Annotated in this window: 22 protein-coding genes; 12 read left to right on the top strand and 10 right to left on the bottom strand. The window is 45.1% G+C overall.

Annotated features, from left to right (window positions below; all coding sequences use genetic code 11):
* Window positions 1–635 precede the first annotated feature (635 nt).
* The 6 genes from QUB14_RS06125 (at window position 636) to QUB14_RS06100 (ending at window position 5,723) form a co-directional block, all read left to right on the top strand.
* A complete protein-coding gene (locus QUB14_RS06125; RefSeq protein ID WP_006633074.1) occupies window positions 636–1,286 on the top strand; it encodes a response regulator transcription factor in 651 nt (216 codons plus the stop codon).
* 338 nt (window positions 1,287–1,624) lie between these two features.
* Window positions 1,625–2,146: a LabA-like NYN domain-containing protein gene (locus QUB14_RS06120; protein WP_006633075.1), complete on the top strand. Its 522-nt coding sequence runs from the start codon at window positions 1,625–1,627 to the stop codon at window positions 2,144–2,146.
* A gap of 188 nt (window positions 2,147–2,334) precedes the next feature.
* Complete coding sequence (locus QUB14_RS06115; RefSeq protein ID WP_333215909.1) at window positions 2,335–3,975, top strand: 2-isopropylmalate synthase; 1,641 nt, start codon at window positions 2,335–2,337, stop codon at window positions 3,973–3,975.
* A gap of 143 nt (window positions 3,976–4,118) precedes the next feature.
* On the top strand, window positions 4,119–4,919 hold the full coding sequence (locus QUB14_RS06110; protein ID WP_333215907.1) for a class I SAM-dependent methyltransferase: 801 nt from the start codon (window positions 4,119–4,121) through the stop codon (window positions 4,917–4,919).
* Between the two features lie 46 nt (window positions 4,920–4,965).
* Window positions 4,966–5,262: an antitoxin family protein gene (locus QUB14_RS06105; RefSeq protein WP_333215905.1), complete on the top strand. Its 297-nt coding sequence runs from the start codon at window positions 4,966–4,968 to the stop codon at window positions 5,260–5,262.
* On the top strand, window positions 5,256–5,723 hold the full coding sequence (locus QUB14_RS06100) for a type II toxin-antitoxin system VapC family toxin (RefSeq protein WP_333215903.1): 468 nt from the start codon (window positions 5,256–5,258) through the stop codon (window positions 5,721–5,723). The genes QUB14_RS06105 and QUB14_RS06100 overlap by 7 nt, the downstream gene beginning before the upstream one ends.
* 89 nt (window positions 5,724–5,812) lie before the next feature.
* Here the strand turns inward: QUB14_RS06100 and hisC are convergent, their stop codons facing one another.
* From hisC to QUB14_RS06080, 4 genes are all read right to left on the bottom strand, one after another.
* Window positions 5,813–6,859 (bottom strand): histidinol-phosphate transaminase, encoded by a 1,047-nt coding sequence (gene hisC, locus QUB14_RS06095; RefSeq protein ID WP_333215901.1) that lies wholly within the window; start codon window positions 6,857–6,859, stop codon window positions 5,813–5,815.
* A 73-nt stretch (window positions 6,860–6,932) separates the two neighbouring features.
* Entirely contained in the window at window positions 6,933–7,646 is a 714-nt protein-coding gene (locus QUB14_RS06090) for a glycerophosphodiester phosphodiesterase family protein (RefSeq protein WP_333215899.1), read from the bottom strand.
* Window positions 7,643–8,497: an alpha/beta hydrolase gene (locus QUB14_RS06085; RefSeq protein ID WP_333215897.1), complete on the bottom strand. Its 855-nt coding sequence runs from the start codon at window positions 8,495–8,497 to the stop codon at window positions 7,643–7,645. The genes QUB14_RS06090 and QUB14_RS06085 overlap by 4 nt, the downstream gene beginning before the upstream one ends.
* Window positions 8,498–8,682: 185 nt before the next feature.
* A complete protein-coding gene (locus tag QUB14_RS06080; protein WP_333215895.1) occupies window positions 8,683–9,966 on the bottom strand; it encodes an esterase-like activity of phytase family protein in 1,284 nt (427 codons plus the stop codon).
* Window positions 9,967–9,999: 33 nt separating this feature from the next.
* Between QUB14_RS06080 and QUB14_RS06075 the strand changes: the two genes are divergently transcribed.
* Entirely contained in the window at window positions 10,000–11,322 is a 1,323-nt protein-coding gene (locus tag QUB14_RS06075) for a tetratricopeptide repeat protein (RefSeq protein WP_333215893.1), read from the top strand.
* Between the two features lie 70 nt (window positions 11,323–11,392).
* Here QUB14_RS06075 and QUB14_RS06070 read toward each other — a convergent pair whose 3' ends face one another.
* The gene (locus QUB14_RS06070) at window positions 11,393–11,914 is read right to left on the bottom strand and encodes a GNAT family N-acetyltransferase (RefSeq protein ID WP_333215891.1); all 522 of its coding nucleotides are present in this window, start codon (window positions 11,912–11,914) and stop codon (window positions 11,393–11,395) included.
* A gap of 444 nt (window positions 11,915–12,358) precedes the next feature.
* Between QUB14_RS06070 and QUB14_RS06065 the strand changes: the two genes are divergently transcribed.
* Window positions 12,359–14,407, top strand: a complete 2,049-nt coding sequence (locus tag QUB14_RS06065) for an ABC transporter ATP-binding protein (RefSeq protein ID WP_333215889.1) — start codon at window positions 12,359–12,361, stop codon at window positions 14,405–14,407.
* Window positions 14,408–14,536: 129 nt separating this feature from the next.
* Here the strand turns inward: QUB14_RS06065 and QUB14_RS06060 are convergent, their stop codons facing one another.
* From QUB14_RS06060 to QUB14_RS06040, 5 genes are all read right to left on the bottom strand, one after another.
* A complete protein-coding gene (locus QUB14_RS06060) occupies window positions 14,537–14,755 on the bottom strand; it encodes a hypothetical protein (protein ID WP_333215887.1) in 219 nt (72 codons plus the stop codon).
* Window positions 14,756–14,899: 144 nt separating this feature from the next.
* Window positions 14,900–16,117: a DNA double-strand break repair nuclease NurA gene (locus tag QUB14_RS06055; protein WP_333215885.1), complete on the bottom strand. Its 1,218-nt coding sequence runs from the start codon at window positions 16,115–16,117 to the stop codon at window positions 14,900–14,902.
* Between the two features lie 408 nt (window positions 16,118–16,525).
* Entirely contained in the window at window positions 16,526–17,320 is a 795-nt protein-coding gene (locus QUB14_RS06050) for an HAD hydrolase-like protein (RefSeq protein WP_333215883.1), read from the bottom strand.
* 218 nt (window positions 17,321–17,538) lie between these two features.
* Window positions 17,539–18,273 (bottom strand): DUF928 domain-containing protein, encoded by a 735-nt coding sequence (locus QUB14_RS06045; RefSeq protein WP_333215881.1) that lies wholly within the window; start codon window positions 18,271–18,273, stop codon window positions 17,539–17,541.
* 141 nt (window positions 18,274–18,414) lie between these two features.
* Complete coding sequence (locus QUB14_RS06040; RefSeq protein ID WP_333215879.1) at window positions 18,415–19,155, bottom strand: DUF928 domain-containing protein; 741 nt, start codon at window positions 19,153–19,155, stop codon at window positions 18,415–18,417.
* Between the two features lie 336 nt (window positions 19,156–19,491).
* On the opposite strand from QUB14_RS06040, the gene QUB14_RS06035 reads away from it, so the two are divergent.
* From QUB14_RS06035 to malQ, 4 genes are all read left to right on the top strand, one after another.
* On the top strand, window positions 19,492–21,282 hold the full coding sequence (locus tag QUB14_RS06035) for a CHASE2 domain-containing protein (RefSeq protein ID WP_333215877.1): 1,791 nt from the start codon (window positions 19,492–19,494) through the stop codon (window positions 21,280–21,282).
* Window positions 21,283–21,356: 74 nt separating this feature from the next.
* The gene (locus QUB14_RS06030; RefSeq protein ID WP_333215875.1) at window positions 21,357–22,115 is read left to right on the top strand and encodes a MinD/ParA family protein; all 759 of its coding nucleotides are present in this window, start codon (window positions 21,357–21,359) and stop codon (window positions 22,113–22,115) included.
* 175 nt (window positions 22,116–22,290) lie between these two features.
* Window positions 22,291–22,416 (top strand): photosystem II protein Y, encoded by a 126-nt coding sequence (locus QUB14_RS06025; RefSeq protein WP_190659386.1) that lies wholly within the window; start codon window positions 22,291–22,293, stop codon window positions 22,414–22,416.
* Window positions 22,417–22,879: 463 nt separating this feature from the next.
* Window positions 22,880–24,388, top strand: coding sequence for a 4-alpha-glucanotransferase (malQ, locus tag QUB14_RS06020; protein WP_333215872.1), 1,509 nt, complete (start codon window positions 22,880–22,882; stop codon window positions 24,386–24,388).
* The last annotated feature ends 110 nt before the right edge of the window (window positions 24,389–24,498 follow it).

Here is a 24,498-nt window from a genome sequence, read left to right as displayed (position 1 = left end):
TTTAAAGTACAGGGTTATAGGTAAAGTGTTAAATTTAAGGTTAAGGGTGAGAATTTGAGACAGTTTGGCGTCCGGGCGATCGCACCTGCTACAGTTCAATAAAACTGTAGGTAGGTGATTGTCTTCGTGCAGCTTCCCGTGTTCCTTGTGTTTCTCAAAAGGTACAGTAAAAAAAATCGATCCGAGGAACTGTGAAATTTTGTGCAAAAATTTCTCAGTGGCAGACACTAAGCAGGTTGCCAAACTACACTAGAAGCAGTTAAATACGTAAGTAGGGAGTCTGCTTAAATTTCTCTATATCAGAAGTATCATTTAAAACCGGGGCATTAACCTGAAATTGAACCGATCGAGATTAAATATTTAACTTGGGCTCTGTTAGGGAGTCTCCAATCAATCAGGGCTGATCTTGATAGGGCGATCGTGAATTACAGGTTTGGGCTGCATTCCAGGTCGTAAGACACTCACGAACAGCCCTCAATTATAGGTTGGAAAGCGGTAATACCCGCCCCGCTTTCCCTCACCGCCATCCCTTCAGCCGACCGTCGTCCTCCACCCCCAGCCTGGTGGCGGGGGACTGACGGAAAAAACAGAAGTGAAAACAAGGAAGCGTGCGGGATACTTTAGCGGGAATAAACATGACAAAGGACAATAATTCAGGAGAGCAAAAACGGCTGATGCTGGTTGACGACGACCCCAACTTGATCTTGCTCGTCAAGGACTACTTGGAGTTTCGGGGTTACAACGTCATTACAGCAGAAAACGGCAGAGACGCTCTGGAAAAACTAGAACAAGAAGTTCCCGACTTGATTATCTGCGACGTGATGATGCCGGAAATGGACGGCTACACTTTAGTCAAACACATCAGAGAAGACCCTCGCACTAACTGGATTCCGGTTCTTTTCTTGTCCGCAAAAGGTCAAAGTTCAGACCGAGTAAAAGGCTTGAGCACTGGGGCTGACGTTTATATAGTCAAGCCTTTTGAACCAGAAGAACTGGTAGCCCAAGTGGAATCTTCTCTGAAAGCAGCATCCCGCTTGATTCGCCACTCAAATCCCGGTATGGAGAGTGGCCCAAAAATTAAGGCGCGCCGCAATGTCGAATTGACTCCCACTGAGTTAAAGGTGGTACAGTTGCTAGCGCAGGGTATGGCAAACCGCCAGATCGCAGACGTGATGAATGTCAGCCAGCGGACAATCGAAAGCCACGTCAGCAATATGCTGGGCAAAACAGGTCTGCACAACCGGACAGAGTTAGCTCGCTGGGCTCTTGAAAGCAAAAAGGCTTGAGCGGAGGTAGTCTGCGCTATGAAATCAGGGGAGCAAAATCTACTGCTATGCGCTGGGCGTATGCCTGCTTGGCGGTAGGGCGGTGGGCACGGTAGTTTGAAGGCGCCATTAACCTTGACACGGCAGCCGGTATTGAGTTACTAGGCGTATAGTTTGTGAGGGCCCCTCGCTCAAATGCAAGCAGGGTTAAAAGAACCCTCTGGCGGTAGAGCCGAAAATATGAAATACTGGGGAGATGGAGTTTTCTGAAGTCTAATCTATTGCCTCAGTTAGCTCCATGTTGCTAAAATGTGATATTTAGATTAACTTCTTTCTACAATTATTAGGTCTAAGTTTCTATGACAAACTTAATGAACCGCCTTTCTATTTTTGTGGACGGGAACAATATGTTCTACGCTCAACAAAAGAACGGTTGGTTTTTTGATCCTCGCAGGGTGCTCGAATATTTCAAAACTTCGCAGCCGAATGTCATCTTGATCAATGCTTTCTGGTATACGGGTCTCAAAGACCCCCAAGATCAAAGGGGATTTCGAGATGCTTTGATCAGTCTGGGTTACACGGTTCGCACTAAAATTCTTAAGGAATATTACGACGATGCTTCGGGCAGATATTCTCAAAAGGCTAATTTAGACATAGAAATTGTGGTTGATATGTTTAATACCGTGGATCAATACGACCAAGTTGTGCTGTTTAGCGGGGATGGGGATTTTGAGCGGGCGATCGAGCTGCTCCGCTCGAAAAATACTCATATTACTGTGGTATCAACCGAAGGAATGATTGCTAGAGAGTTACGAAATGCTACAGATAGGTATATAGACCTAAATGAAATTAGGGAACATATCGAGAAGATGGATTATTAGTCAGTAGTTATTAGTCATTAGTCATTAGTTATTAGTCATTAGTCATTAGTCAGCAGTCATTAGTCAGTAGTTATGGGTTATGGGTTATTAATTATTCGTTATTGGCGCGAGACAGGGGACTGGTGACTGGAGGCTAAAAATCCAGAAAAACGGACAAGTAAAAATCAGGAAAACACTTTTTTAGAGCTATGAAAACTCAACCAAGTCAAGACCGGATTATTATTTTCGATACGACTTTGCGAGACGGAGAACAATCTCCGGGTGCATCTCTGAATGTTGATGAAAAGCTGACTATAGCTCGCCAGTTAGCGAGATTGGGCGTGGATGTGATTGAAGCGGGTTTCCCTTTCACCAGCACGGGAGATTTCGAGGCAGTCCAAAAAATAGCCCGATCGGTTGGCACGGAAGATGGCCCGACAATTTGCGGTTTAGCACGGGCGAGAAAGCAGGATATTAAAACAGCAGCAGAGGCTCTGAAACCAGCAGTAAATTCGCGAATTCATACGTTTCTGGCTACGTCTGATATTCACTTGGAGTATAAGCTGAAAAAGACGCGGGCTGAGGTTCTGGAAATTGTGCCGGAAATGGTGGCTTACGCTAAGTCTTTTGTGGATGATGTGGAGTTTTCGCCGGAAGATGCTTGTCGATCGGAACCGGAGTTTTTGTATCAGGTTCTAGAACGGGCGATCGCAGCGGGTGCGACAACTGTTAATATTCCCGATACTGTCGGCTACACTACTCCGAGCGAATTTGGGGCTTTGATTCGGGGAATTAAGGAAAATGTGCCGAATATCGATCGCGCGATTATTTCGGTTCACGGTCACAATGACTTAGGATTGGCTGTTGCTAACTTTTTGGAAGCCGTAAAAAATGGCGCCAGACAGTTAGAATGCACGATTAACGGGATTGGCGAACGGGCGGGAAATGCGGCTCTGGAAGAGTTGGTAATGGCGCTTTACGTGCGGCGTCAATATTATAATCCGTTCTTGGGCCGGCCTGCGGATTCTGAGGAACCGCTGACAAATATTGACTCCCGCCAAATTTACAAAACTTCGCGCTTGGTTTCCAATTTGACGGGGATGTTGGTGCAGCCAAATAAGGCGATTGTCGGGGCAAATGCTTTCGCTCACGAATCGGGAATTCACCAAGACGGAGTGCTGAAAAATAAGCTGACATACGAGATTATGGATGCCGAGTCGATCGGCTTAACTGAAAATCAAATCGTCTTGGGCAAATTGTCGGGCCGCCACGCATTTCACACTCGCTTGAAAGAGTTGGGTTTTGAAATGGCAGACGATGAGCTAAATAAGGCTTTTATCAAGTTCAAAGATTTAGCGGACAAGAAAAAAGAGATTACTGATTGGGATTTAGAGGCGATCGCCAATAACGAAGTGCACCAAGCACCGGAACTATTCCGGTTAGAATTGGTGCAAGTTTCCTGCGGCGACAAATCTCGCCCGACAGCAACTGTCACTGTGCGGAATCCGGCGGGCGAAGAATTGACCGATGCTGCGATCGGCACTGGGCCGGTGGATGCGATTTACAGGGCAATTAACCGGGTGGTAAACGTACCCAACGAGTTGATCGAGTTTTCTGTACAGTCGGTGACAGCGGGAATAGATGCGATCGGCGAAGTAACAATTCGCTTGCGGCACGAAGGCAAAGTATTTTCCGGTCACTCGGCAAATACCGACATTATCGTAGCGTCTGCTGAAGCATACATCAGCGCTTTAAATCGCCTGTATCAGGCATTGCAGCATAGTGCTGAAAAAGCCTCGGAACAGCCAACTCAGATCAGAAATGAAGTTGTTGCAGAAGCACAGCGCTGATAAATTTCTTGTCAGCCATTTTTCTTGAAACAAGCCGCAGACGAACCCAGAGCCAAGCAGATAAATCTCAATTTATCTGCGTTGTTCCGGGTTTATCTGCGGTTTAAAATTACTTTTTTTTACTAATAATCAACTCTTGAAAAATGCAAGACGAAACCTTAAAAAAAGAGCGACAGTTCCACGATGCTTGGGCATCTACGATCGATATTGACGGCATTCGAGTCAATGATTACTTTGAAGCTTGTACCGCCCCAGAAAATAGATTTATCGTCGAGCAAATGGGCGATATTACAGGCAAACGCCTGTTAGATTTAGGCTGCGGCGCGGGAGAAAATAGCGTTTATTTTGCTAAAAAAGGCGCCGATTGTGTGGCTGCCGACTATTCTCAGGGCATGGTAGAAGTTGCTCTAAAATTGGCTGAGAAAAACGGCGTCAAAATAGACGGCTGCACGGTGAATGCAATGGCGCTGGATTTCCCCGACAATAGTTTTGATATTGTTTATGCTTCTAATTTGTTGCACCATTTACCGGAACCAGAAAAGGCAATTCGCGAAATGCACCGCGTCCTGAAGCCTGGGGGTAAAGCTTGTTTTTGGGACCCCATGAAGCACAATCCGGTGATTAATGTTTACCGCAGGATGGCTACTGAGGTGCGGACGGAGGATGAAAGTCCTTTGGATATTAATATTGTGAATTTTGTCCAGTCTTTGTTTTTGGAGACTGCTTATGATACGTTTTGGCTAACATCGCTTTGGATTTTTTTGCGTTTTTATTTAATCGAAAAAGTGCATCCCAATGAGGAGCGTTATTGGAAAAAGATTATCATTGAACAAGAGAGATTGAAACCGGAATACTCTCGGTTAGAAGGGTTGGATGGGTTTTTGAAAAAGTTGCCTTTGATGAAGCGCTTGGCTTGGAATTTGGCTGTGGTGGCAACGAAGTAGTTACAAGAAGTACAATAAGTTAAAGCATTTAATTAAGAGGGTAATTATGCCAGAAACTATTACTGCTATCTACGAAAACGGGGTTTTTCGTCCCTTGAGTTCTGTGTCTTTCAAGGATGGGGAAACTGTGCAGATTCAACTCTGGCCAGATGATCCAAAAAAGCAGGCAGAATTGGCAATCCAGTTTTTAGTTGACCGAGGATTGGTGACTCCACTACCTAACGCTCCCCATAACGTCGAGGCTGTCACTGATGAAGATGTGTATGAATTGGCTAAAAGGTTAGGGGCAAAACCGGGCAAGCCTCTATCAGAAATGATTATCGAGGATCGCGGCCCGTGGTAAACATTTATTTTTTGGATAGCAGCGCCCTCATCAAAAGATATGTGGTTGAAATTGGCAGCCCTTGGATAAAAACGCTCACGGATTCCCAGACTGGTAACTCGCTGCTTGTAGTCCGCATCACCTGGGTGGAAGTTCTTAGTGCTTTTGCACGCAGACAACGTGAAGGCGGTATAACTCCTGCGGAAGTGGCTGCACTTATTCAAAAATTTCGCTTTGAATTCAATAGTCGGTATAGAGTTATCGAAGTTGATCGGGCACTGGTTGAAAGGGCGGGTGAACTGATTGTTCAATATCCACTGCGGGCTTATGATGCTGTGCAATTGGCGGCTGCTTTGCGCGTTCAATCTGTTTTAACATCAATCCCAGAAACTCAACTAATTTTTGTTTCTGCGGATAACAGATTGCTGGATATTGCTCAGTCCGCAGGGTTGGCGATTGATAATCCTAATAATTATCCGTAATCAAGCTGTTGGTAGTGAGGAATGCAAGCCTTCATACCAATCAGAGGACTAAACTCATCATTAGAAACTAATTTTAGTGCGATCGTTATTTATAGGATGTCTTTCAAAGTTTTAAGTAATATTTGATTCTGTTCCTCCGTACCTACACTAATCCGCAATTTGTCTTCTAATCGCGGCTGATTGAAGTATCGAATCAATATTCCCCGTACTTTCAGTGTTTGATAAATTCTTTCTGCATCGCCGTTTGGCGATCGCACTAACAAAAAGTTGGTTTGGGAGGGCCAAACGTCAAAGCCTAATTCCTTGAAGCTAACGGCTAGTTTTGCTCTGGAAGCCTTAATCTTTTCGGCGTTGGCTATTTTGTGGTCTTGATCTGCGATCGCAGCCGCCCCCACTGCATAGGCTAAAGCATCGACATTATAACTGTCTTTGATTTTATTTAATTCTGCCAGCAGCGCCGGATTTGCTATGCCAAAACCCAGCCTCAATCCTGCGAGGGAATAACCTTTTGAAAGCGTCCTCAAAACTATAACATTGCTGTACTTTTTTGTCAATTCCAAAGCATTATTTTCTGCGAAATCTACATAAGCTTCGTCGATGACAAGAATACCCGATAACTCTTTAGCCAGTTTCTCCAAATCTGCAACAGATATGGCTGTTCCCGATGGACTGTTTGGCGAAGCTACAAATGTCACAGCACCCTGGGCTGCTATTAGCAAATCGACTGGTAACTTGTAGTCGTCGGGATAAGGAACTTCAACCAATTCTGCATCTTGAATTTCTGCCAAAGTCCGGTACAATACATAGGTTGGCGCGGGACAAACAATCTGTTTCCCTGATTCGCCCACAGCGCGAACTATCAAGTTTAATAAATCGTCGCTGCCGTTACCTACCGCAATCCAATCGTCACGTACTCCTAACACTTTACTAGCAGCGATGCGGAAACTTTTGCCAGTTGGATCTGGATAGCGCCGCAGCATTTCTCCGTCTATTTCCTGAAGCACTTTTAAGGCTTTGGCAGAAGGCGGATAGGGATTTTCATTAGAATTTAGTTTAATAATTTTTGTGCCTAGCGGTGGCTGTTCCCCCGGCACATAGCCAGACATTTCGTGGATGCTTGTGCGAAAGTAATTCATCTATTAATTGAGTTTTGTGGAACGCGTATCTTGCCCGTTCTTGATAATGGTGCAAGATATCAAGTTAAACAAATTATATCAAACAATTAGTGACTATCCGTGTTATGCCCAAATCAATTAACTTTTGCATATCCGCTCGATCGTCCACCGTCCAGGCCACAATGTCAACTCCCTGACTCCGGCTTTCTTGAATTAGTGCGGGGTTTTCCAGCAACACGCGATACAGACTGCTAATCAAATTATCCTGATGCGTTACAGCTTGAGCTAATTGAGTTTTGTACGCTTCTAGATTAGCAACAATGTGTCCGATCGCCAAATTGCCAGATAGCCGCCGCACTTGTTCCAAAAATTTATCGTTAAAAGAGGTAATAACGCATTTGTGTTGGATTTCTTCGCCCTTCAAAGTATTGACAAAATCCGTGACATCTGCGTCAGACCACTCGCAGTGAGGTTTGACATCAAAGTAAAGAAATTTGTCAACCTTTTTGAGTATGGTTAATGCGGCTTTTAAAGTAGGAATTTTTTCTTGTGAAAATTCATCGCTAAACCATTTTGCCGCATTAAATGTCTGCAATTCAGACAGGGTTGTTTCCCTAACTTTGCCAGAAACTCCCGTGATTCTATCTAATGTTGCGTCGTGAAAAATCACTGGTACGTTGTCGGCGGATAGCTGGATGTCAAATTCGATCGAATGAGCTCCACGGGCGATCGCCCGTTCAAAAGCTGCTAAAGTATTCTCGGGGGCGATCGCCGAAAATCCCCGATGTGCGATAATTTCTAAATTCACTGTCTTGTACCCTCTAAAAAATCTGCCACAGTTTGATTAAAAGTTTCTGGTTGAGTCAAAAAACACCAGTGATTCCCCGGTACTTTTGCAACGGTAAGATTTTTTAAGTATCTATTGTATGGCTGCATTTGCCAATCCATGCGATTTACGCCTTTTTCCGGCTGTACAAACAAAGTCTGGATATCAATATTTTCAGTTAAACCGGCAACTTTCATCACTTCGGCAAATATCTGATTTCTGGCTGCAATCGCAAATTTACTGCCCCAAGTTCCGTCTGATTTTTGTTCGATTTGGTGTTGGAATACCATTTGCTGCAAGTCACTCCAATCTGCGTATTCTCCCGATTGTTTTGCTGCTGCTTCTGCTTGGGCTAAAGTCGCAAACGGGCCCACACATTTGAGACAGTCTAATTTTCGGTAAACAATTGGCAGGGTGAGTTTCATCGCGGCGGGCAGTTTGGTGATGAAGATGGGGTCTACTAAAATCATACTGCAAAAGCGATCGGGATATTGCCTCGCCCAAATCGCTGCTAGTTTTCCCGTCCAAGAATGTCCTAAAATGTGTGCGTCAGACCAGTTGAGATGTACCATCAAAGCTTCTAAATCTGCGATCGCACTTTCAAAAGTATAGGCTGTTTTCGGTTTGCTACTGTCTCCGTGACCGCGCATATCGGGCGCTACAATATGATAGCGGTTCGACAAATAATCGCCCAAGCTACTCCAGACACACGAACTATCTGCTAAACCGTGTAACAGCAGCAAACGCGGAACTTTTGTTTTCCCTGTTTCTGGCTTCCATTCTAGGTATGAAAGTTCGATCTTTGGCAATTGCAAAGTGTTACGACTTGGCATAATTAGGGGATTTTATAGTTGGATTAATTGGATTTAACCTCTTTTAACTATTTTTCTACATAGGCCAGATACCTGTTCACAAAAAGTTAATTTTATTCTACTGTTTTCATTAACAGGCATCTTGCCTTTTTCACAAAGAATAAATTTTTTGTGGGTGGGGTGGGCTTCTCGCCCGCCCTTATGACCTAACCTTGGCCCTTCAAGCTAAATAAAAGAAACTGAGTTTTCTGCGCTTCATCAAAATTGTCGTCACTGACCAAAACTAGACTTTTTCTGCCATTTGGCAACTGCGGCCCGAGGGTCATTCCCTCTAAATTGTACAGCGGAATTCCGAGTTCGCTTAAGTCTAGCAGCAACTTTTTCTTAACAGGTTCGACCATTGTCACTTGTCCTTTAAAACTCTGGATTCTCGAAGTATCTGTAGCCGCCCCAAGCGCTACTTGATAAATCCTAGCACTGTATCCCGACAGCCCAAAAGAACGTTCTAAACTCAGAATCTGACCGCCACCGACAGTTACTAATTCTGTTAAACCGTTCAAAATAGTCATGGGAACTTGGTCGAGACGGTAAAGATTTTCTGAGACTAATTGCGGCGTTTTATCGACGATAATATAATGTAAAAGACGGAGTTTACTTGCCTGTTCCGGGTCTAAATCTTGCATTAACGGCGCTTCCGTAGCTGCGAACAAACGAAACGGATCGAGACCGCCCGGACTAAAGGTTTCTGGGTCGATGGTTAAAGATTCAAAACCTAAATTTTCCACCACTCCTTGCTGCTGTTTTTCATCGCTGGCATCAGGAATATAGCGCTTTGGTATCGGCAATTGCCCCCGCAATTTCCCGGTTTTGAGGTCAAACTCTCCTACAAAAGGAGGGATGCCAGCATGAGTGACGCCTTCGTTGGCGACAAATACTGAATTGCGGGGAGAAAGGGCGATGCCTTCGGGATTGATGGAACCCCAAGAGAAGGTTTCACCGTCTGCTTTTTTGAGGGAGGTAACGCCTTCAACGGCAACTTTTTTTAGGCGAATATTTGCTGCGTCGCTCGATGTGATGTCTAGTCTGAGACTGTAAAATCTGGCTTCTCCGTTTTCGCTGGGGTCGTCGGAAAGAGCGTAAAAGCGATAAGCTTTGGAATTGACTGCGCTAATACCTTTGGGGTCGTAGGTAATTCCTGACAAACCGCCGACTGGTGCTCCTTCAAAATTCATTTTTGGCAATTGGTACTCGCCCAAAAATTCTAGGGACATTTCTGGAAAAGAGCGGTCTCTAGCAACTGCGGGAGGGGGGGCGCAAGCTGTGCAAACAGTTAAAAGAATTAGGGCTAGACTGAATAAGCGTAAAATACGTTGGCGAAGCCCTCGAAGAGGATCGCCCAGCGTCTTTAAATCCTCATAATTGCTCAGTGCGGTAGTTTTTATTTTGTTGCTCTTGTTGAACAGTTTGCTTTTGTGCCATCTTTGTGACATAATTTATACCGTTTTGTAGATATGCAAAACTTGATGTTTCCAGAAGAGATGCCGAATCGCGGCAACCAAATTTTGAGACTGAGAAGTTCTGTGCCAATTGGGTGCTTGCTTTTCTTGTGGCTGTGTGCTGGTTCTATTGCTAGCGCCCAAACTAATCCACCAGGCCTCGATCAATTTTCCCCTAATCCTCTAGAAATTACCACACCCGATCCCCTAGCTCCCGCTAACGAATCTTTGAGCAGCACTCAGCGGGACGAACTGACAGCGGCTTTGGAGCAGTTAAACTTAGAAGCAGCGGCTAAACAGCAAGCTGGAGATGGGGCGGGTGCTTTTGAAATTTGGTTCCGAGAATTGCGGCTGCGTAGGTATCTGGGCCCTGCGGCGGAAATTGCTGCTTTGAGTCGGGTGGGAAGTGTTGCTTGGAGTAACGGTAAAAACCTAGAACTACAGCTTATTACCAAACGGTTGCAAGCAATTCAAAAAGAAGTCAAATCCCAAGTACCACTTAATACTGAGTTGCTCCCCGCCTTCGCTGCTGCTTTTCAGCAGGTGCGCGCTAAAGGCCCGACTGTAGAAGTTTACCAACAAATTCTCGAAAATGCGCGCCAAAACGAAGATATATTGGCTCAAGGTCAGATTTTGAAGGCGATCGGGCTCATTCACATCAATTGGTTGAGTTACGATAAAGCTGCTCCCGTCTATGAGGAATTGGCAACTTTAATTCAGGAAAACCGCGCTTTATTTGCTGCTAATTCTGCTGTGCCAACTTCTGCTGTAGTTGCGGGAAACGGCGCGCCGCCGCAACCTGTAACTCCTCCAACAGAGGTAGATACTCTCAGACAGTTGGCCTACGTTTACCAGCAGTCGAAACAACCCCTAAAGGCGATCGCAGCCAGGGAAAAACTAGCATCGGTGTATCTTAACTTACAAAACCCGAGTGCTATACCACCGATCAAAATTGCGATCGCCAGCGATTATCAAACCATCGGCCAAATCAATTTAGCAGCTCAATACTATCAGGAAGCATACAATTTAGCCGTCCCCATTCAACAGTTTGCCCAAGCTAGCGAAGCTTTGGATAAATTAGCATTGCTTTACCGAGCGCAAAAGCAGTGGGAGCAGACTTTGCGGATTTATCAAATGCAGTTGCTGTTAGAAGAGCGGGCTGACAATTTCTACGGATTGATGAACGCTTATGACAATATCGGTCAAGTTTATCAAGAGATGAAGGCTTACGATAAAGCTTTGGAATCCTATCAAAAAGGGTTGGATGTGGCTAAAAGATTGGGACACAGACAAGAGTATTTTGCTAAAAAAATTCAAAAAGTTAACAAGCAATTGCAAAGGACTTCGTAGTTGTCAGCCGACAATAATGCCAATTTGCGCTCCGAGTAATTTAAAAGTAGTAAGGTGTGCAATGCACACCCTACGAAGATACTTTGGACTGGTAAGCTTCTCGCGAAATAGAATAATATACTACATCAGTTTCGTAATAATGAGCATTTTTTTCATATTTCATGCCAACTTTCTGTATCACCCGCTGAGAGGCGATATTTTCTGGGCGGGCGATCGCAACTATTCTGTCTAACTTTAATATTTCAAATCCATAATTTAGACTAGCAAAAGATGCTTCTGTCGCCAATCCTTGATTCCAATAAACTTTGTCGAGCGCATAGCCCAGCTCAACTTCCGATGTTCTGTCCAGAAAACCAAGTCCGCAGCGACCAATCATTTTACCGTCGATTTTATGTACTACAGCCCACATCCCGAAGTTGTTTTCTTCCCAACGTTTGAGCATGGTATGAATAGCGATTTCTGTTGCTTCTCTACTTCTAACTCCTGTGAGGTATTTCATGATTTCCGGATCGCTGTAGATGCGGTACAGCTCATCTAAGTCGTCTGGTGTAAATTGTCTCAGATACAATCGGGCTGTCTCTATTTCGTGCATGATTTATCAGTACAAAGTCTAATACACTTTCCTTGGCGCAACGGTGAAATGTAAAATCAATTTCTTCAATGCAGTGAAGTGCATTTTGAAAACTCAGCATTTGACTAGCAAATAAAACCAGTGGCGAACTCTATGTCTAAAGGCATAAAGTGGCAAGGAGCGGGTATCCGCTGTTGTAATAAATATGGGCGACTGAGTGCTGTCGGGAGCGAGAATTTGCTGGAGCTGTAGAAGATTTCCTAATTTAACTGACTCTATTTGCTACAATTGTTAGCTGGATATATTGTACAGCTTTTTTGCTCAAAGCTGAGCGAACTGATCTCGCCAGCCCGCCCTACAAGCCGCGCAGCGAAAAAAAGCTCGATATCCTCAGCAAAAGCCGCCGAAGTTAGCAGCATAATAGCTTTTGCAATCTAAAATCTAAAATCTAAAATCTAAAATCGGATGACAATTTCCTCACCAGTAGCAGATACCAAAAACAAATCCGGCCAGGAAACAGACTGGCGGTTATTCATGAGGTTGGCGTCTTACGCAACCCGCAGCAAACGCTTGTTGATTATTTCGATCGCACTATTAGTACCGCTAGCAGTCTCAGGAGCAATTCAACCGATTCTCATCGGACAGGCAATTTCGGTAATTCGCTCGGAACCTACCTACGAATTCTTGCGGGGATTGTCGCTATCTGCTGCATTGAATATTTTGGCTATTTTGCTGATGCTAACTATAACACTTAGATTAGCATTGCAATCACTTCAAGGCTATTTAGTCACGAAAGTAGGGCAAATAATTACTACAGATATTAGAAATGATTTGTTCGCCCACGTCACATCGCTAGCAGTGAGATTTTTCGATCGCACTCCTGTCGGTAAATTAATGACTCGCCTCACCAGCGATGTAGAAGCTTTGGGAGAGGTTTTCTCTTCAGGAGCGATCGGCATTGTCAGCGATTTATTTTCAATTTTAGTAATTGCCATTTTCATGTTTACCATGCAGTGGCAACTAGCTTTAATGTTGGTGCTGATGATGATACCAATTACCGCAGTCATAGTTTATTTCCAGTACCAATATCGCATAGCAAATTACAATACGCGAGAAGAACTGTCCGATCTCAACGCACAACTGCAAGAAAACCTAACTGGTATTGGCGTAGTGCAGCTATTCCGCCGCGAAAGATTCAACTCAGAATTGTTTCGCGTCACCAATAAACGCTACATTAAAGCAGTTGACAAAACTATATTTTACGACTCAGCCGTATCTGCGACATTAGAATGGATTGCTTTAGTAGCGATTGGAGCCGTTTTGTGGATGGGTGGTCAAAGGGTTTTAGCCGGTAATCTTAACTTCGGTACTCTGTCTGCATTCATTTTATTTGCTCAGCGTCTCTTCGATCCGCTGCGGCAATTTGCAGAGAAATTTACCGCCATTCAAGCAGGATTTACCGCCGTCGAACGGATTAGCGATATTCTCAACGAACCGATCGAAATTAAAGATCCAACCAGCGCTAAGAAGGAAGAAGGAAGAGGGAAGAGGGAAGAAGGAAGAGGGAAGAGGGAAGAAGGAAGAAGGGAAGCTTATTCACCGTTGTTAATAACTGGACATCCAGAGGCAACGGCTTACAACTTGTCTCCGTTCGATCGAGAATTGACAGATAATCATCAAAATGGAGCAAGTTCAGAATATCGTTTATTGTCTAACAATCCCAAATTACCCCCCAACCCCCCGAAGCTAAGGGGGGGAGAAAATGCCAAATCGCAGAATTCTGAATCGGGAGAAATCCAATTTGACAACGTGTGGTTTGCTTACAAACAAGACGAATATGTCCTGCAAAACCTCAATTTCACCATCAAATCCGGCGAAAAAGTAGCATTAGTCGGCCCCACCGGTGCGGGCAAAAGTTCGATTATCCGTCTCCTGTGCCGCCTTTACGAACCTAGCCGAGGACGGATTCTGGTTAATCATGTGGATATTCGAGATTTGCCTCAAGCAGAGTTACGCAGGCACATAGGCGTAATTATCCAAGATGGCTTTCTATTTGCTGGTGACGTGAAGAGCAATATCAGCTTGGGAGAAAGTTACTCGATTGAGGAAATTCAAGCAGCAGCAGAAAAGACAAATGTTGCCCGGTTAATCGAACAGTTGCCTCAAGGTTATGATACGCAATTGCGGGAACGGGGAACCAATCTTTCGGGGGGACAAAAGCAATTATTAGCGTTTGCTCGCGCCGCTATTCGCAATCCCAGTATCTTAGTTCTAGACGAGGCAACTGCTAGTTTGGATGTGGGGACGGAAGCTTTAATTCAAGAAGCTCTAGAGCGTTTGATGGCTGACAGAACGGCGATAATTATTGCCCACAGGCTCTCGACTATCCGAAATGTCGATCGCATTTTAGTGCTCAAACGCGGGCAGTTAGTAGAATCTGGCAGCCACGAAGAGTTGTTGCAGCTAGAAGGGTTGTATGCCAGTTTGTACAAGTTGCAAATGCTGGGAAGTTAATATCGGAAGGAAGAAGGAAGAGGGAAGAAGGAAGAAGGAAAATTTTCGGAATCTCCCTATACCCGGCTTCTGGAAGAAGTCTGGTATTTAAAAGAATCAAAAATCAAAAATCAAAAATCAAAAATTGGCTCACTTGCCCGAAATCATTTTCCCCAGGGTTTCCGGCAAGTGAATTATATGTTGGAAAAGCTGATTTGGGCCGATGCCAAACAATAACTGCATTGTCAGCACAATTGCTGCTAAAGCAATCGCTGTCCCGATGCTGGCTTTCAACACTTTAAACGCCCAATTAAAGACTAGCCAAGATACAAGTAACGAAGCAATTAAGATAATTAGTTCTATTGGCATATAACATTTTTAACTCTATTTAAAGTCTACATAAATTACGTATCAATACCAGAGAAACCGGGTTTTTTATCTGTGTTAAATGCCGGGATGCAGTATTGCCGTAAAAACCCGGTTCCTACGTCAAGGACTACTCTACTTATTACTTTAAGCAATACTGCCGCGCTTCCGTGTTTCCTTATAAGAAATTCCGACATTCTTTAAGCCGGCTTTAATCATTTGCTGCTCTAACAAAGCGAAAAAGCGACTTCGATCGCCCCCCGTGACTACCGCTTGATTGTGAGCTTCTGCTAGAGTCACCGGATACCCGCCGCCTTTGTGTACTTGAGCCAGCATCATTCCTAATGCTAAATCTAGCTGTGCTGTATCTTGTGCTACCCATTCCGGCACTTCTATTCTAGCAATTTCTGTGCCAACGTGAACGTAACAGAAATAGACGGAATTAAGACCGTACAAATCTAAAATTCGAGCTTGAGATTTCCACAAAGGGCTCCTTTGTCCGGGGGAGAGGATTGTTGCCCACAATATGGCATCCCGCAAAGGTTCAAATTCTTGACAAGGTGCTTTTTCGGCGAAAGAAATTGTGGCGGCAAATCCGACGTTCGGGCAATTTGTCATGCAGTCTGGTACTTCGTGGGTGCAAGCTTCAAACCGCAAAAAAGATAAGCTTTCGCTGCTCCGAGAAGCGCTTAAGTATCCTAACAGCGGAATTCCTGCTAAACGCAACTTGTCCCAAGCTTCTAAAATAGGCAGCAAAATTTGATCGCGCGCGTCGGTGGGTAACTGTTCCAAAAACCAATAAATTAGGGAACCGTCTACCATTGCTAAAGCTGGCGCGGGCAATTTATTGTCGTTAACTTTTGCCCAATTGCATCCCATTTCTGCTAAGGCAATTGCTTCGGAAACTGCTCGCCGGTATCCCATCCATTCTTCGGTTCTAATTCCCCACTGACGGGAACCGTACAAGTCTTCGGGTTTGTAGAAAACCTCGGGTACGCTGTCTAAAACTGGGTGGCGGCTTTGTCCGTAGTGCAGCATGACTGTGCCGACGTTTAGCAGGTAGCAGTAGGCTATTTCGTGATGGTTGGGGGAAATTTGCGAGCCGTCTGTGGCAAAGACTGTGTGGGCGGCGGGGGGTGCGGTGATGTAGGTGCGATCGTCTAAGGGCTCGATCGGCGTGGCAGCATTGAATAAAGTGCGATCGCGCCAATTCTCTTGCAATTCCACCAATTTTTCCTGTTCCGCTGCAGCCTTTACCAGCAAATTCTGAGCCACTTCCAAACGCTGGCGAGCGGCAGCCGCTTCCACATTCAAATGTTGGCTCATTCCCTGCATTGCCTTGGCTGCTTTAGTTAAATCGAGCATGGGTTTTAAGTCTCAATATTAGAAAACTTTCAAGCTGAGAAATTATCAAAACACTTTTCAATTTTTTGGTTCCGAAGCTTGTTTTTTTGTCATACAGGCGGTTCGATCGACTAAAACACTTCGTGTGCGCCCCCATAAATAGTAAAATAACCTGGTTTTTGAGGTCAAGATTACCTGCAATAGTCTATGAAAAAAAACATTTTTTTTGTCGATAGCCTTGCTTTTTTGAGGAGTCTCTGTTATATTTATCTTATAATGGGATGGTGGTCAAAATATTATTTTGACCACCATCCCATTATATTAATATACCATGTTTGCGCCGCAAAAGTCAACAAAAAAGATGTAAAATTTTGTGATTTTTTTGACTCTGAAAAGCGAAAAAAATCACAAGTGTAAACAAATCTAACATCAACATTCGAGCGGCAGCCAATCGGCAAAATCTCCGGCAAACTGCGACAGAGAAAGCAATTGAACTGGTGGATTTTGAGCCACAGATTCCCGTTCTGGCAAAGTATTGTAACCCCAATCAGCCAAAAATAACCTCACCTGAGATAAATCCGGCTGCTGCTTTACCGACAGCAAAGTTTTTAACCGATCTTCGACAAACCAAATAGTCGAATCTTTGCCAGACGCTGCCAAAAATTCCCGCAAAATTTGGTGTTTCGGCTTGTTGTATTCCTTGCCAAAAATCAACTCCGACGGCATTTGTACGCCTGCTAGCTGCAAAAGTTCCCGCACAAAACGACCTTCCTTTGTAGTGACGATCGCAACTTTCACCGAACTATCCTGCAACGAGTGCAAGCGATCTGCAACCCCTGGATAAAAGCGGTGCAAAGACAGCCACCCAGCTAAATCCTCAGCAATCCAATTATCGCGCAATCCGTCTAACATAGCACCGACAGACTGCGCTTTTAAATTATTTTCGGTCAACAAATACGGTACTATATTGGGCCACTCTAGCAAAATTTGCTCTGGGGAAATTCCTGTCAGTAGTGCGCGGATCAGCAGCGGCATTTCCCAACCGGTTTCGATGGCGGGCCGCACTCGGTAAAAACTCAAAGCTAAATCTGGATCGGGCTCTGTTTCGACTGGTTTCCAGATTTGACAGTAGGTACGCCAAGCGGTTTGGAAATATTCGATTAGTCCGTCACAAATCACACCGTCAAAATCAAGAGCTAGAATTGTCGGAAAATTATTAGCCATCAGTGAATCGATTTTAGATTTTAGATTTTGGATTTTGGATTGAAGAATTGAAGAAAGCGACCTCACGGATAAATCCTGGGACTGGTTATCGGATACTATTTTGTGGTTGTGCCAGGATAAAGACGGGGGCTTGTACCCTGGCTGCTTTCGGTCACTGGATTGAAGAATTGAAGAATTGACTATGCAAACACTCAGCAATGATTGGTGAACAGTCGTTATTAAAAAGACTGAACTAGCGGTTGAGCGGCAATCGATTCTAGTCCTTGGGACTGCAACAATTGCGTCCACTCGGTCGTCAGCCGCGAATCATCGGGTGCGAGGCGCCGCATTTCGGCTAGAGTAGCAAGAGTCTCGTACCAAATCCCATTTTGAGCATAAGCAATCACCTTAGCCATAGGGTCGGGATTTGCCAAATCGCTCTTGAGAGTTGCCTGCGGTTCAATTCGCTGCATCCATCCTTTAACAATATAATCTCCGGAACGCTCCAGAGGATCGCAAGCTAGTGCAAACGACCACACATATCGCTTACCAACCTCAATATTTTTTGTCTTGCCTTTCTCAGAAAGGCTAACTCCCACAATTCCGGCTTTGTCATTTTTGATAGTAGTTTCGTAGACTACTTCGGATTCATCTTCATTTAGCAAAACAAACTCTACTTGAGCTGCGGGTTGAGAAACATATACAAAAAATGTTGGCGATTCGGTTAGTGTTAAACCAATATTGCTTTCAGGTATTAAGGGAGTAATGGATAAACCTTGCCGCAACTGACAGCCTCGATGCGTCCCCCCTTGCCGGTTGTCGGGGGCTGTTACATCTGGGGGTTTGAAATTAACATTCTGACTCAGCAGAATGGGTGCAGGCACAGCCTGCATCGGTGTAAGCAAACTCGGCAGAGTAACGGCGATCGCCAATACAGTCATCGCCAGTACAGTAAAATCTATAAAACGTTTCATTTTTCCACCAACTTGTATAAATATTTATAGACCGAATCTCTAATGTTAACCCGGAGTTTTAGCCCCGGGCGCGATCGAGTAAATCGGTCAATTTTCACATCGCCATGGGAAGACCGACCAAACTTCAAGAAATATCGAGATTTAAAGAGGCCCAACCAGCGGTTGAGCTGCAACTGATTCCAGTCCTTGGGACTGCAATAATTGCGTCCACTTGGCTGTCAGCCTCGCATCCCCCGGTTTCTGGCGCCGCATTTGGGCTAAAGTAGCGAGAGTTTCGTACCAAATCCCATTTTGAGCATAAACGTTGAGCCTGGTCATCGGGTCGGGATTTGCCAAATCACTCTTGAGAGTTGCCTCGGGTTCAATTCGCTGCACGAACCCTTTAACAACTACATCCGCCGATCGGTCTTCGGGGTCGCAAACCATCGAAAACGACCATACGTATCGCTTGCCAACTTCAAGGGATTTGTTGTTGTCTACGCTAGCAGGAATACTAACTCCAACAATCCCGGATTTGTTAACTTTAAAGGTTTTTTCGTAGACCACTTTGTCCTCATTTTCGTTGAGCAAAGTAAAGTCTATTGCGGGTGAGGTGTTAGGAATATAGACAAAAATTGTGGGAGAATCTGTTAGGGTTAAACCGATATTAGTTGGAGGCACTAAAGGAGTAATAGATAAACCCGCTGGACAAAGCTTGCTGCCGCGATGTGTCCCTCCTTGTCGGTTGGCGGGGGCTGTTACGTCGGGAGGCTTGAAATTAACATTTTGACTCAGCAGAAGCGGCTGGGATTGTGCGCGCATCGGTGCAAGTGAACTGGGTAGGGTAGCTGCGATCGCAGATACGGCGACCGCAAGTGTAGCCCGATGTAGAAAACGTTTCATTTTGTTGTACCTTTCACTATAATTGCAAACACAGGCATTCGCAGATGGCGACCAATATTTTTGAGCTGCTAGTCGAGAGCGCAGATACACAATTTAAACCTTGACATATTATCAATAACATTAATTAATTCGAGCGGCAAGTCGATTCTCTGTCGCAAACATCAGGTTGCCTAGATCGCAAGTATCATTGTATACATTTGCTCGCCACGTACTGTAAATTTTTGTAACAAAGCGGTCGGAGTTTCCGAGTGTTCTAAGATGGAGGAAGTCTCCAGCAGGCGGGAAATGTGAAACCACTGCTGTTCCAGAAACGACTCAAACTTTTATGCTGGGATAATGAGTAAAATATCTAACAACATTCGATCGGCAGCGGCTCAATTGAGTCAACTGTATAAACCATCACTAGCATTGGCTAAGTCTGTATTAATTGCTAGCGCTGCAGTAACATTATCCTTGATGGGAGCCAGACAGCTAGGAATACTCGAACCAATAGAATTAAGCGCTTACGACCAAATGGTGAGGTGGCGTCCCGACGAAAAGCCAGACTCGCGCTTGTTAGTTGTGGGGATTACCGAAGCAGACATTCAGAAACTGAAACAGTGGCCGATATCCGATCGCAAAATAGCTGAAATTTTACAAAAACTAGAAAAAATGCAGCCGGCAGTCATCGGTTTAGATGTACTGCGAGACGTACCATTAGGAGACGGGCGCGAGGAATTAACTAAAATTTTACAAAAAAGCGATCGCATTATCGGGGTATGTTTAGTTACCGACGGAAGCCCGGACAATCCCGGTTCTCCGCCTGCGCCGGGACTGCCACAAAACCGGGTGGGATTTGCAGATTTCGGAGTCGATCCGGGTGGCATACTCCGCAGGGCTTTATTATTTATGAAACCGCCGACAATGGAGGGCAACTCCTCGGCCCAAAAACATCTTTGTAATGACGACTCTCAAGTTTTATATTCCTTCAACCTCCAGCTAGCACTCCACTACCTGCAAGGGCAAAAAATCTCTCCTCAACTTGCACCAGATCAATCTTTATGGCTGGGAAAAACCCAATTAAAACAACTAGCAAGCAATGACGGAGGATACACAAATGCCGATGTCAGGGGATATCAAATATTAATCAACTATCGTTCCAAGCAGCAAGTCGCAAACCAAGTCAGAATTACGGATGTTTTAGAAGGGAAAGTTGACCCGAATTTAGTTAAAGATAAAATAGTGCTCATCGGTTACACCACAGAAACCGTTAAAGATTTATTTTATACTCCTTACAGTGGGCGACAGAAAAAGAACCAATTCATGCCTGGTATCGTGGCACACGCACAAGTAGTCAGCCAAATTTTGAGTGCAGTTTTAGACAACAGACCGATGTTATGGTTTTGGCCGGAATGGGCAGAAATCCTGTGGATTTCGGGATGGTCAATTGTGGGAGGAACGTTGGCATCGCGGATGGCTCACCCAGCGAAATTGACACTGACATTCGGAGCACTGCTGTCCGGGTGTTGCGCCATCGGCTTTGGGATTTTTCTGTTGGGAGGGTGGGTGCCTGTGGCAGCGCCAGCCTTAGCATTAATCTTAACTGGCGGTAGCATTGTATCAGCAGACAGATTTAATAAAGCCGGATACGGGAAAGCAATTAGCGATCGAGTAAAACAAGTCTTCAAAATCGAAATAGACCAAGCCAAAAAAGAACAGCAAGTCGCAGAAATCACAGAATCTGATTTCTTTAAAGAATTGCAGCAAAAGAAAGATAAACTGAGAATTAGCAAACAAGAAACCTCGGAAAAAGTACCTTCCGAACCCCAAGAAATAACTGCAAGTACCCCAGAACTTCCCAAGGCCGAAAGTCAGACAGACGAATACCTAGCTCAGTTGCAGGAAAAAGCCAAACAGCATAAGCAGCGCGTCGCCGTGACTGAATCGGAAAGCGGCTCTCAAACGGGTGTCCCGATCGATGCGGGCGGCGGTGCTAGTTCAGCCGAAACTAAACCTGATGACGAGTTCAGCGATTTGCAAACCAAAGCCAAACAGATGCGGCAGCGCAGGGGCGCACAAAAGAGCATAAAAGATGAAAAAATTGATAGTTTAACAGATAAGGAGGATTTGGGGGGCAAGGAAGAATGACAGACAACTCGCCTGCATCATCGAGAATTGCATCATAATGGGTTCTCGCCGTTTCTTACCCTCATACGCAGATCATGTCCAAAATCATCTCTGTCCACTCTTACCGGGGCGGAACTGGCAAATCGAACACGACAGCAAACCTGGCATCTATTATCGCTCGCGACGGAAATCGGGTCGCCATTGTGGACACAGACATTCAATCACCGGGGATTCACGTGCTGTTCGGTTTCAGCGAGAGCAACATGGATCACTGCCTGAACGATTACCTGTGGGGCCGGTGTCCGATCGCGGATACGGCCTACAATGTGAGTTCGCTGCTGCCAAAATTAACCAGTAACGGCAACCTTTACCTGATTCCTTCGAGCATTAAAGCAGGGGAGATAGCCCGAGTTTTGCGGGAAGGCTACGATGTGGGACTGCTTACCGACGGCTTTCAAGAACTGATCGAGGTTTTGAACTTAGACTACCTGTTTATAGACACGCACCCGGGGCTCAACGAAGAAACCCTCCTCAGCATCACCATTTCCGACATCCTGCTGCTGATTTTGCGTCCGGATCAGCAAGATTTTCAGGGAACGGCTGTCACGGTAGATGTGGCCCGCAAATTAGAAGTTCCCAAGATTTTGATGACGATCAATAAAGCCCCAGAATCCCTGGATTTCGAGGATTTGAAGCAGCAAGTAGAGAGTATTTACAACATCCCAGTGGCAGGGGTACTGCCCCACAGCGACCAGATGATGCTGCTCGCCAGCAAGGGAGTGTTTGCGCTGCACTTCCCTAACGACCCTCTAACTAAGGTGGTGGAAGCGATTGCAAAACAGATTGTGGGATAATTGGTGCAGCGAATGCCGATCGCCCGCCCAGGAGTTTCGCTTTCGCTCTCCATTCTTGCGGAGCGATGTCCTCCTGCGTATCCCGAATATTTGGTTAAAGACTCAGGAGAATGGTCACAAAATGAGATACAAATAGATTATGAGAATTTGTTAAAAAACTTTAGGAGGAGAACTCATGGATTTTGACTTCCGCATACTAATAGTATTGATGCCCGTATTGTTGGCGGGCGGCTGGGCTGCTTACAACATCGGCAGTATAGCTGTCAAACAAGTGCAGAAATTTTTGAACAAGCAAGCTTAAACTCAGCCTCTTTTCAGGTAATTCCGCAGCCGACTGTTTTTTGAGATACAAAAACAGCCGGCTGATTTGTGCATGGGCTCTGCGGAAGCAATGGCTGAGTTTTGGCGGGCAATTTACTACTGCAGAGAGATAGGGCGAAAGCGAAAGAAAAGTTATCTTCAAAACTTAGGCAGAAACCAGGTGCGATCGACCAAACTACTTTGTTGCAGCAAACGCGCCTGGGTAAAAAAACCCAGTTGCTAAAGCGAGGCGATCGCGTAACTCGGGATTTTGATCTTTTGGGTTCTACTCAGGAGTTTTGAGTAGAGTGCCATAAAATATTTGGCAAGCACCTTCTTGCAGAAAATATGAGACAATCACAAAAGTATTTGCCCTGACAATCGCCCTCAAAACTGCGAAGTTTAACTTGTAGGGAATATCGGTCAAATTGTCAATGTTTAATTCCTATATCTTTAGATAGATTATGCTTTTTCCCCGATCGAGCGGCATTTTACTCCACCCCACATCCTTTCCCAGTCGATTTGGCATGGGAGACATGGGAATAGAAGCATATCGCTTTATTGACTTTTTAGTAGAGAGCGACCAGCAATACTGGCAGGTATTGCCGCTGGGGCCGACAGGATACGGCAATTCTCCTTATTCGTGCTATTCAGCAATGGCGGGAAATCCGCTGCTGATCAACCCAGAACTGCTGCGGGACGACCAATTGCTCGCCGATGAAGACTTCGCTAATTTACCAGAATTTCCGCTCGATTATGTAGACTTCGAGCGGGCGATCGCGCTGAAAGTGCCTTTGCTCAAAAAAGCTTGCGAAAACTTCAAAGCCAAAGCATCCCCCATCCAGCAAAAAGAATTCTTAGGTTTTTGCGAAAGCAAAGAGAATTGGCTGGAAGATTACGCCTTATTTATGGCACTCAAAGATCACTTTGGCGGTGTTAGCTGGAACAATTGGGAGCCCGAAATTGCCCGTCGAGAACCCAAGTCCCTAGAGAAGTGGCGCCAGCAGCTAAATGCTGAGATTTATTACTACAAATACGTCCAGTTTGAGTTTTTTCAGCAGTGGACGGAGTTGAAAAGCTATGCTAATATGCGGGACATTAAAATTATTGGCGATATTCCGATTTATGTAGCTCACGACAGCGCGGATGTATGGTCTCATCCAGAAATATTTTGCTTGGATGAAGCCACCGGAGAAGCAGCTTTAATGGCCGGAGTTCCCCCAGATTACTTTAGCAATACAGGCCAATTGTGGGGCAACCCAGTATACAATTGGGAGAAGTTGCAAGCCAATAATTTCGAGTGGTGGGTGCAGCGTTTTGAAGCGATTTTCTCTTATGTAGACGTGACTCGGATCGACCACTTTCGAGGATTTGAGGCTTACTGGGCGGTGAAGCGCGGACAAGAAACTGCTATGTACGGAGAGTGGATTAAAGCGCCGGGAACAGCTTTGTTGGATGTAATTAATGAGAAGTTTGGCAACTTGCCGATTATCGCTGAGGATTTAGGGGTAATTACTCCTGAAGTGGAAGCTTTGCGCGATCGGTTCGAGTTTCCGGGAATGAAGATTTTGCAGTTTGCTTTCGGCGCTGGACCCGACGATCCTTTTTGGCCTTTCAATTACGATCGCAACTGCGTAGTCTACACAGGCACTCACGACAACGACACGACTGTCGGATGGTTCAATCAACTCCAAGACTACCAAAGAGAGGAAGTTTATCGTTATTTGGGCTGCATCGATCCCCAAGGAATTCACTGGTCTTTAATCCGCATGGGTTGGATGTCGGTAGCTAATATGGCAATTGTGCCGTATCAAGACTTGTTGGGTTTGGATACAGACGCGCGGATGAATTTTCCGGGGAAAGCAGAGGGAAATTGGGGCTGGCGGTATCGACCTGAAGCTTTGAATTGGGAAGTGCGCGATCGGCTCAAAACCATGACTTACATCTCCGGGCGCGCTCCTAATAAACATTGATAGTGGAGAAGGGGCAGTTGGTAATGGGTAAGGGGTAATGGCTAAGAAGTCAATCAAGACGGACATTCTAATTAAAAGCTGTGGACTGCCAGCTATTACCTATTCCCCAT

It is taken from the genome of Microcoleus sp. B3-D2 (genome assembly GCF_036705345.1).
GTDB lineage: Bacteria > Cyanobacteriota > Cyanobacteriia > Cyanobacteriales > Microcoleaceae > Microcoleus.
This window is presented reverse-complemented; position numbering and strand designations above follow the sequence as displayed.

Bases quoted from the DNA above. Each gene is read 5' to 3' on its own strand.
- QUB14_RS06125 (WP_006633074.1), top strand. From the start codon at position 636: ATGACAAAGGACAATAATTCAGGAGAGCAAAAACGGCTGATGCTGGTT.
- QUB14_RS06120 (WP_006633075.1), top strand. From the start codon at position 1,625: ATGACAAACTTAATGAACCGCCTTTCTATTTTTGTGGACGGGAACAAT.
- QUB14_RS06115 (WP_333215909.1), top strand. From the start codon at position 2,335: ATGAAAACTCAACCAAGTCAAGACCGGATTATTATTTTCGATACGACT.
- QUB14_RS06110 (WP_333215907.1), top strand. From the start codon at position 4,119: ATGCAAGACGAAACCTTAAAAAAAGAGCGACAGTTCCACGATGCTTGG.
- QUB14_RS06105 (WP_333215905.1), top strand. From the start codon at position 4,966: ATGCCAGAAACTATTACTGCTATCTACGAAAACGGGGTTTTTCGTCCC.
- hisC (WP_333215901.1), bottom strand. From the start codon at position 6,859: ATGAATTACTTTCGCACAAGCATCCACGAAATGTCTGGCTATGTGCCG.
- QUB14_RS06085 (WP_333215897.1), bottom strand. From the start codon at position 8,497: ATGCCAAGTCGTAACACTTTGCAATTGCCAAAGATCGAACTTTCATAC.
- QUB14_RS06080 (WP_333215895.1), bottom strand. From the start codon at position 9,966: ATGTCACAAAGATGGCACAAAAGCAAACTGTTCAACAAGAGCAACAAA.
- QUB14_RS06075 (WP_333215893.1), top strand. From the start codon at position 10,000: ATGTTTCCAGAAGAGATGCCGAATCGCGGCAACCAAATTTTGAGACTG.
- QUB14_RS06070 (WP_333215891.1), bottom strand. From the start codon at position 11,914: ATGCACGAAATAGAGACAGCCCGATTGTATCTGAGACAATTTACACCA.
- QUB14_RS06065 (WP_333215889.1), top strand. From the start codon at position 12,359: ATGACAATTTCCTCACCAGTAGCAGATACCAAAAACAAATCCGGCCAG.
- QUB14_RS06060 (WP_333215887.1), bottom strand. From the start codon at position 14,755: ATGCCAATAGAACTAATTATCTTAATTGCTTCGTTACTTGTATCTTGG.
- QUB14_RS06055 (WP_333215885.1), bottom strand. From the start codon at position 16,117: ATGCTCGATTTAACTAAAGCAGCCAAGGCAATGCAGGGAATGAGCCAA.
- QUB14_RS06050 (WP_333215883.1), bottom strand. From the start codon at position 17,320: ATGGCTAATAATTTTCCGACAATTCTAGCTCTTGATTTTGACGGTGTG.
- QUB14_RS06045 (WP_333215881.1), bottom strand. From the start codon at position 18,273: ATGAAACGTTTTATAGATTTTACTGTACTGGCGATGACTGTATTGGCG.
- QUB14_RS06040 (WP_333215879.1), bottom strand. From the start codon at position 19,155: ATGAAACGTTTTCTACATCGGGCTACACTTGCGGTCGCCGTATCTGCG.
- QUB14_RS06035 (WP_333215877.1), top strand. From the start codon at position 19,492: ATGAGTAAAATATCTAACAACATTCGATCGGCAGCGGCTCAATTGAGT.
- QUB14_RS06030 (WP_333215875.1), top strand. From the start codon at position 21,357: ATGTCCAAAATCATCTCTGTCCACTCTTACCGGGGCGGAACTGGCAAA.
- QUB14_RS06025 (WP_190659386.1), top strand. From the start codon at position 22,291: ATGGATTTTGACTTCCGCATACTAATAGTATTGATGCCCGTATTGTTG.
- malQ (WP_333215872.1), top strand. From the start codon at position 22,880: ATGCTTTTTCCCCGATCGAGCGGCATTTTACTCCACCCCACATCCTTT.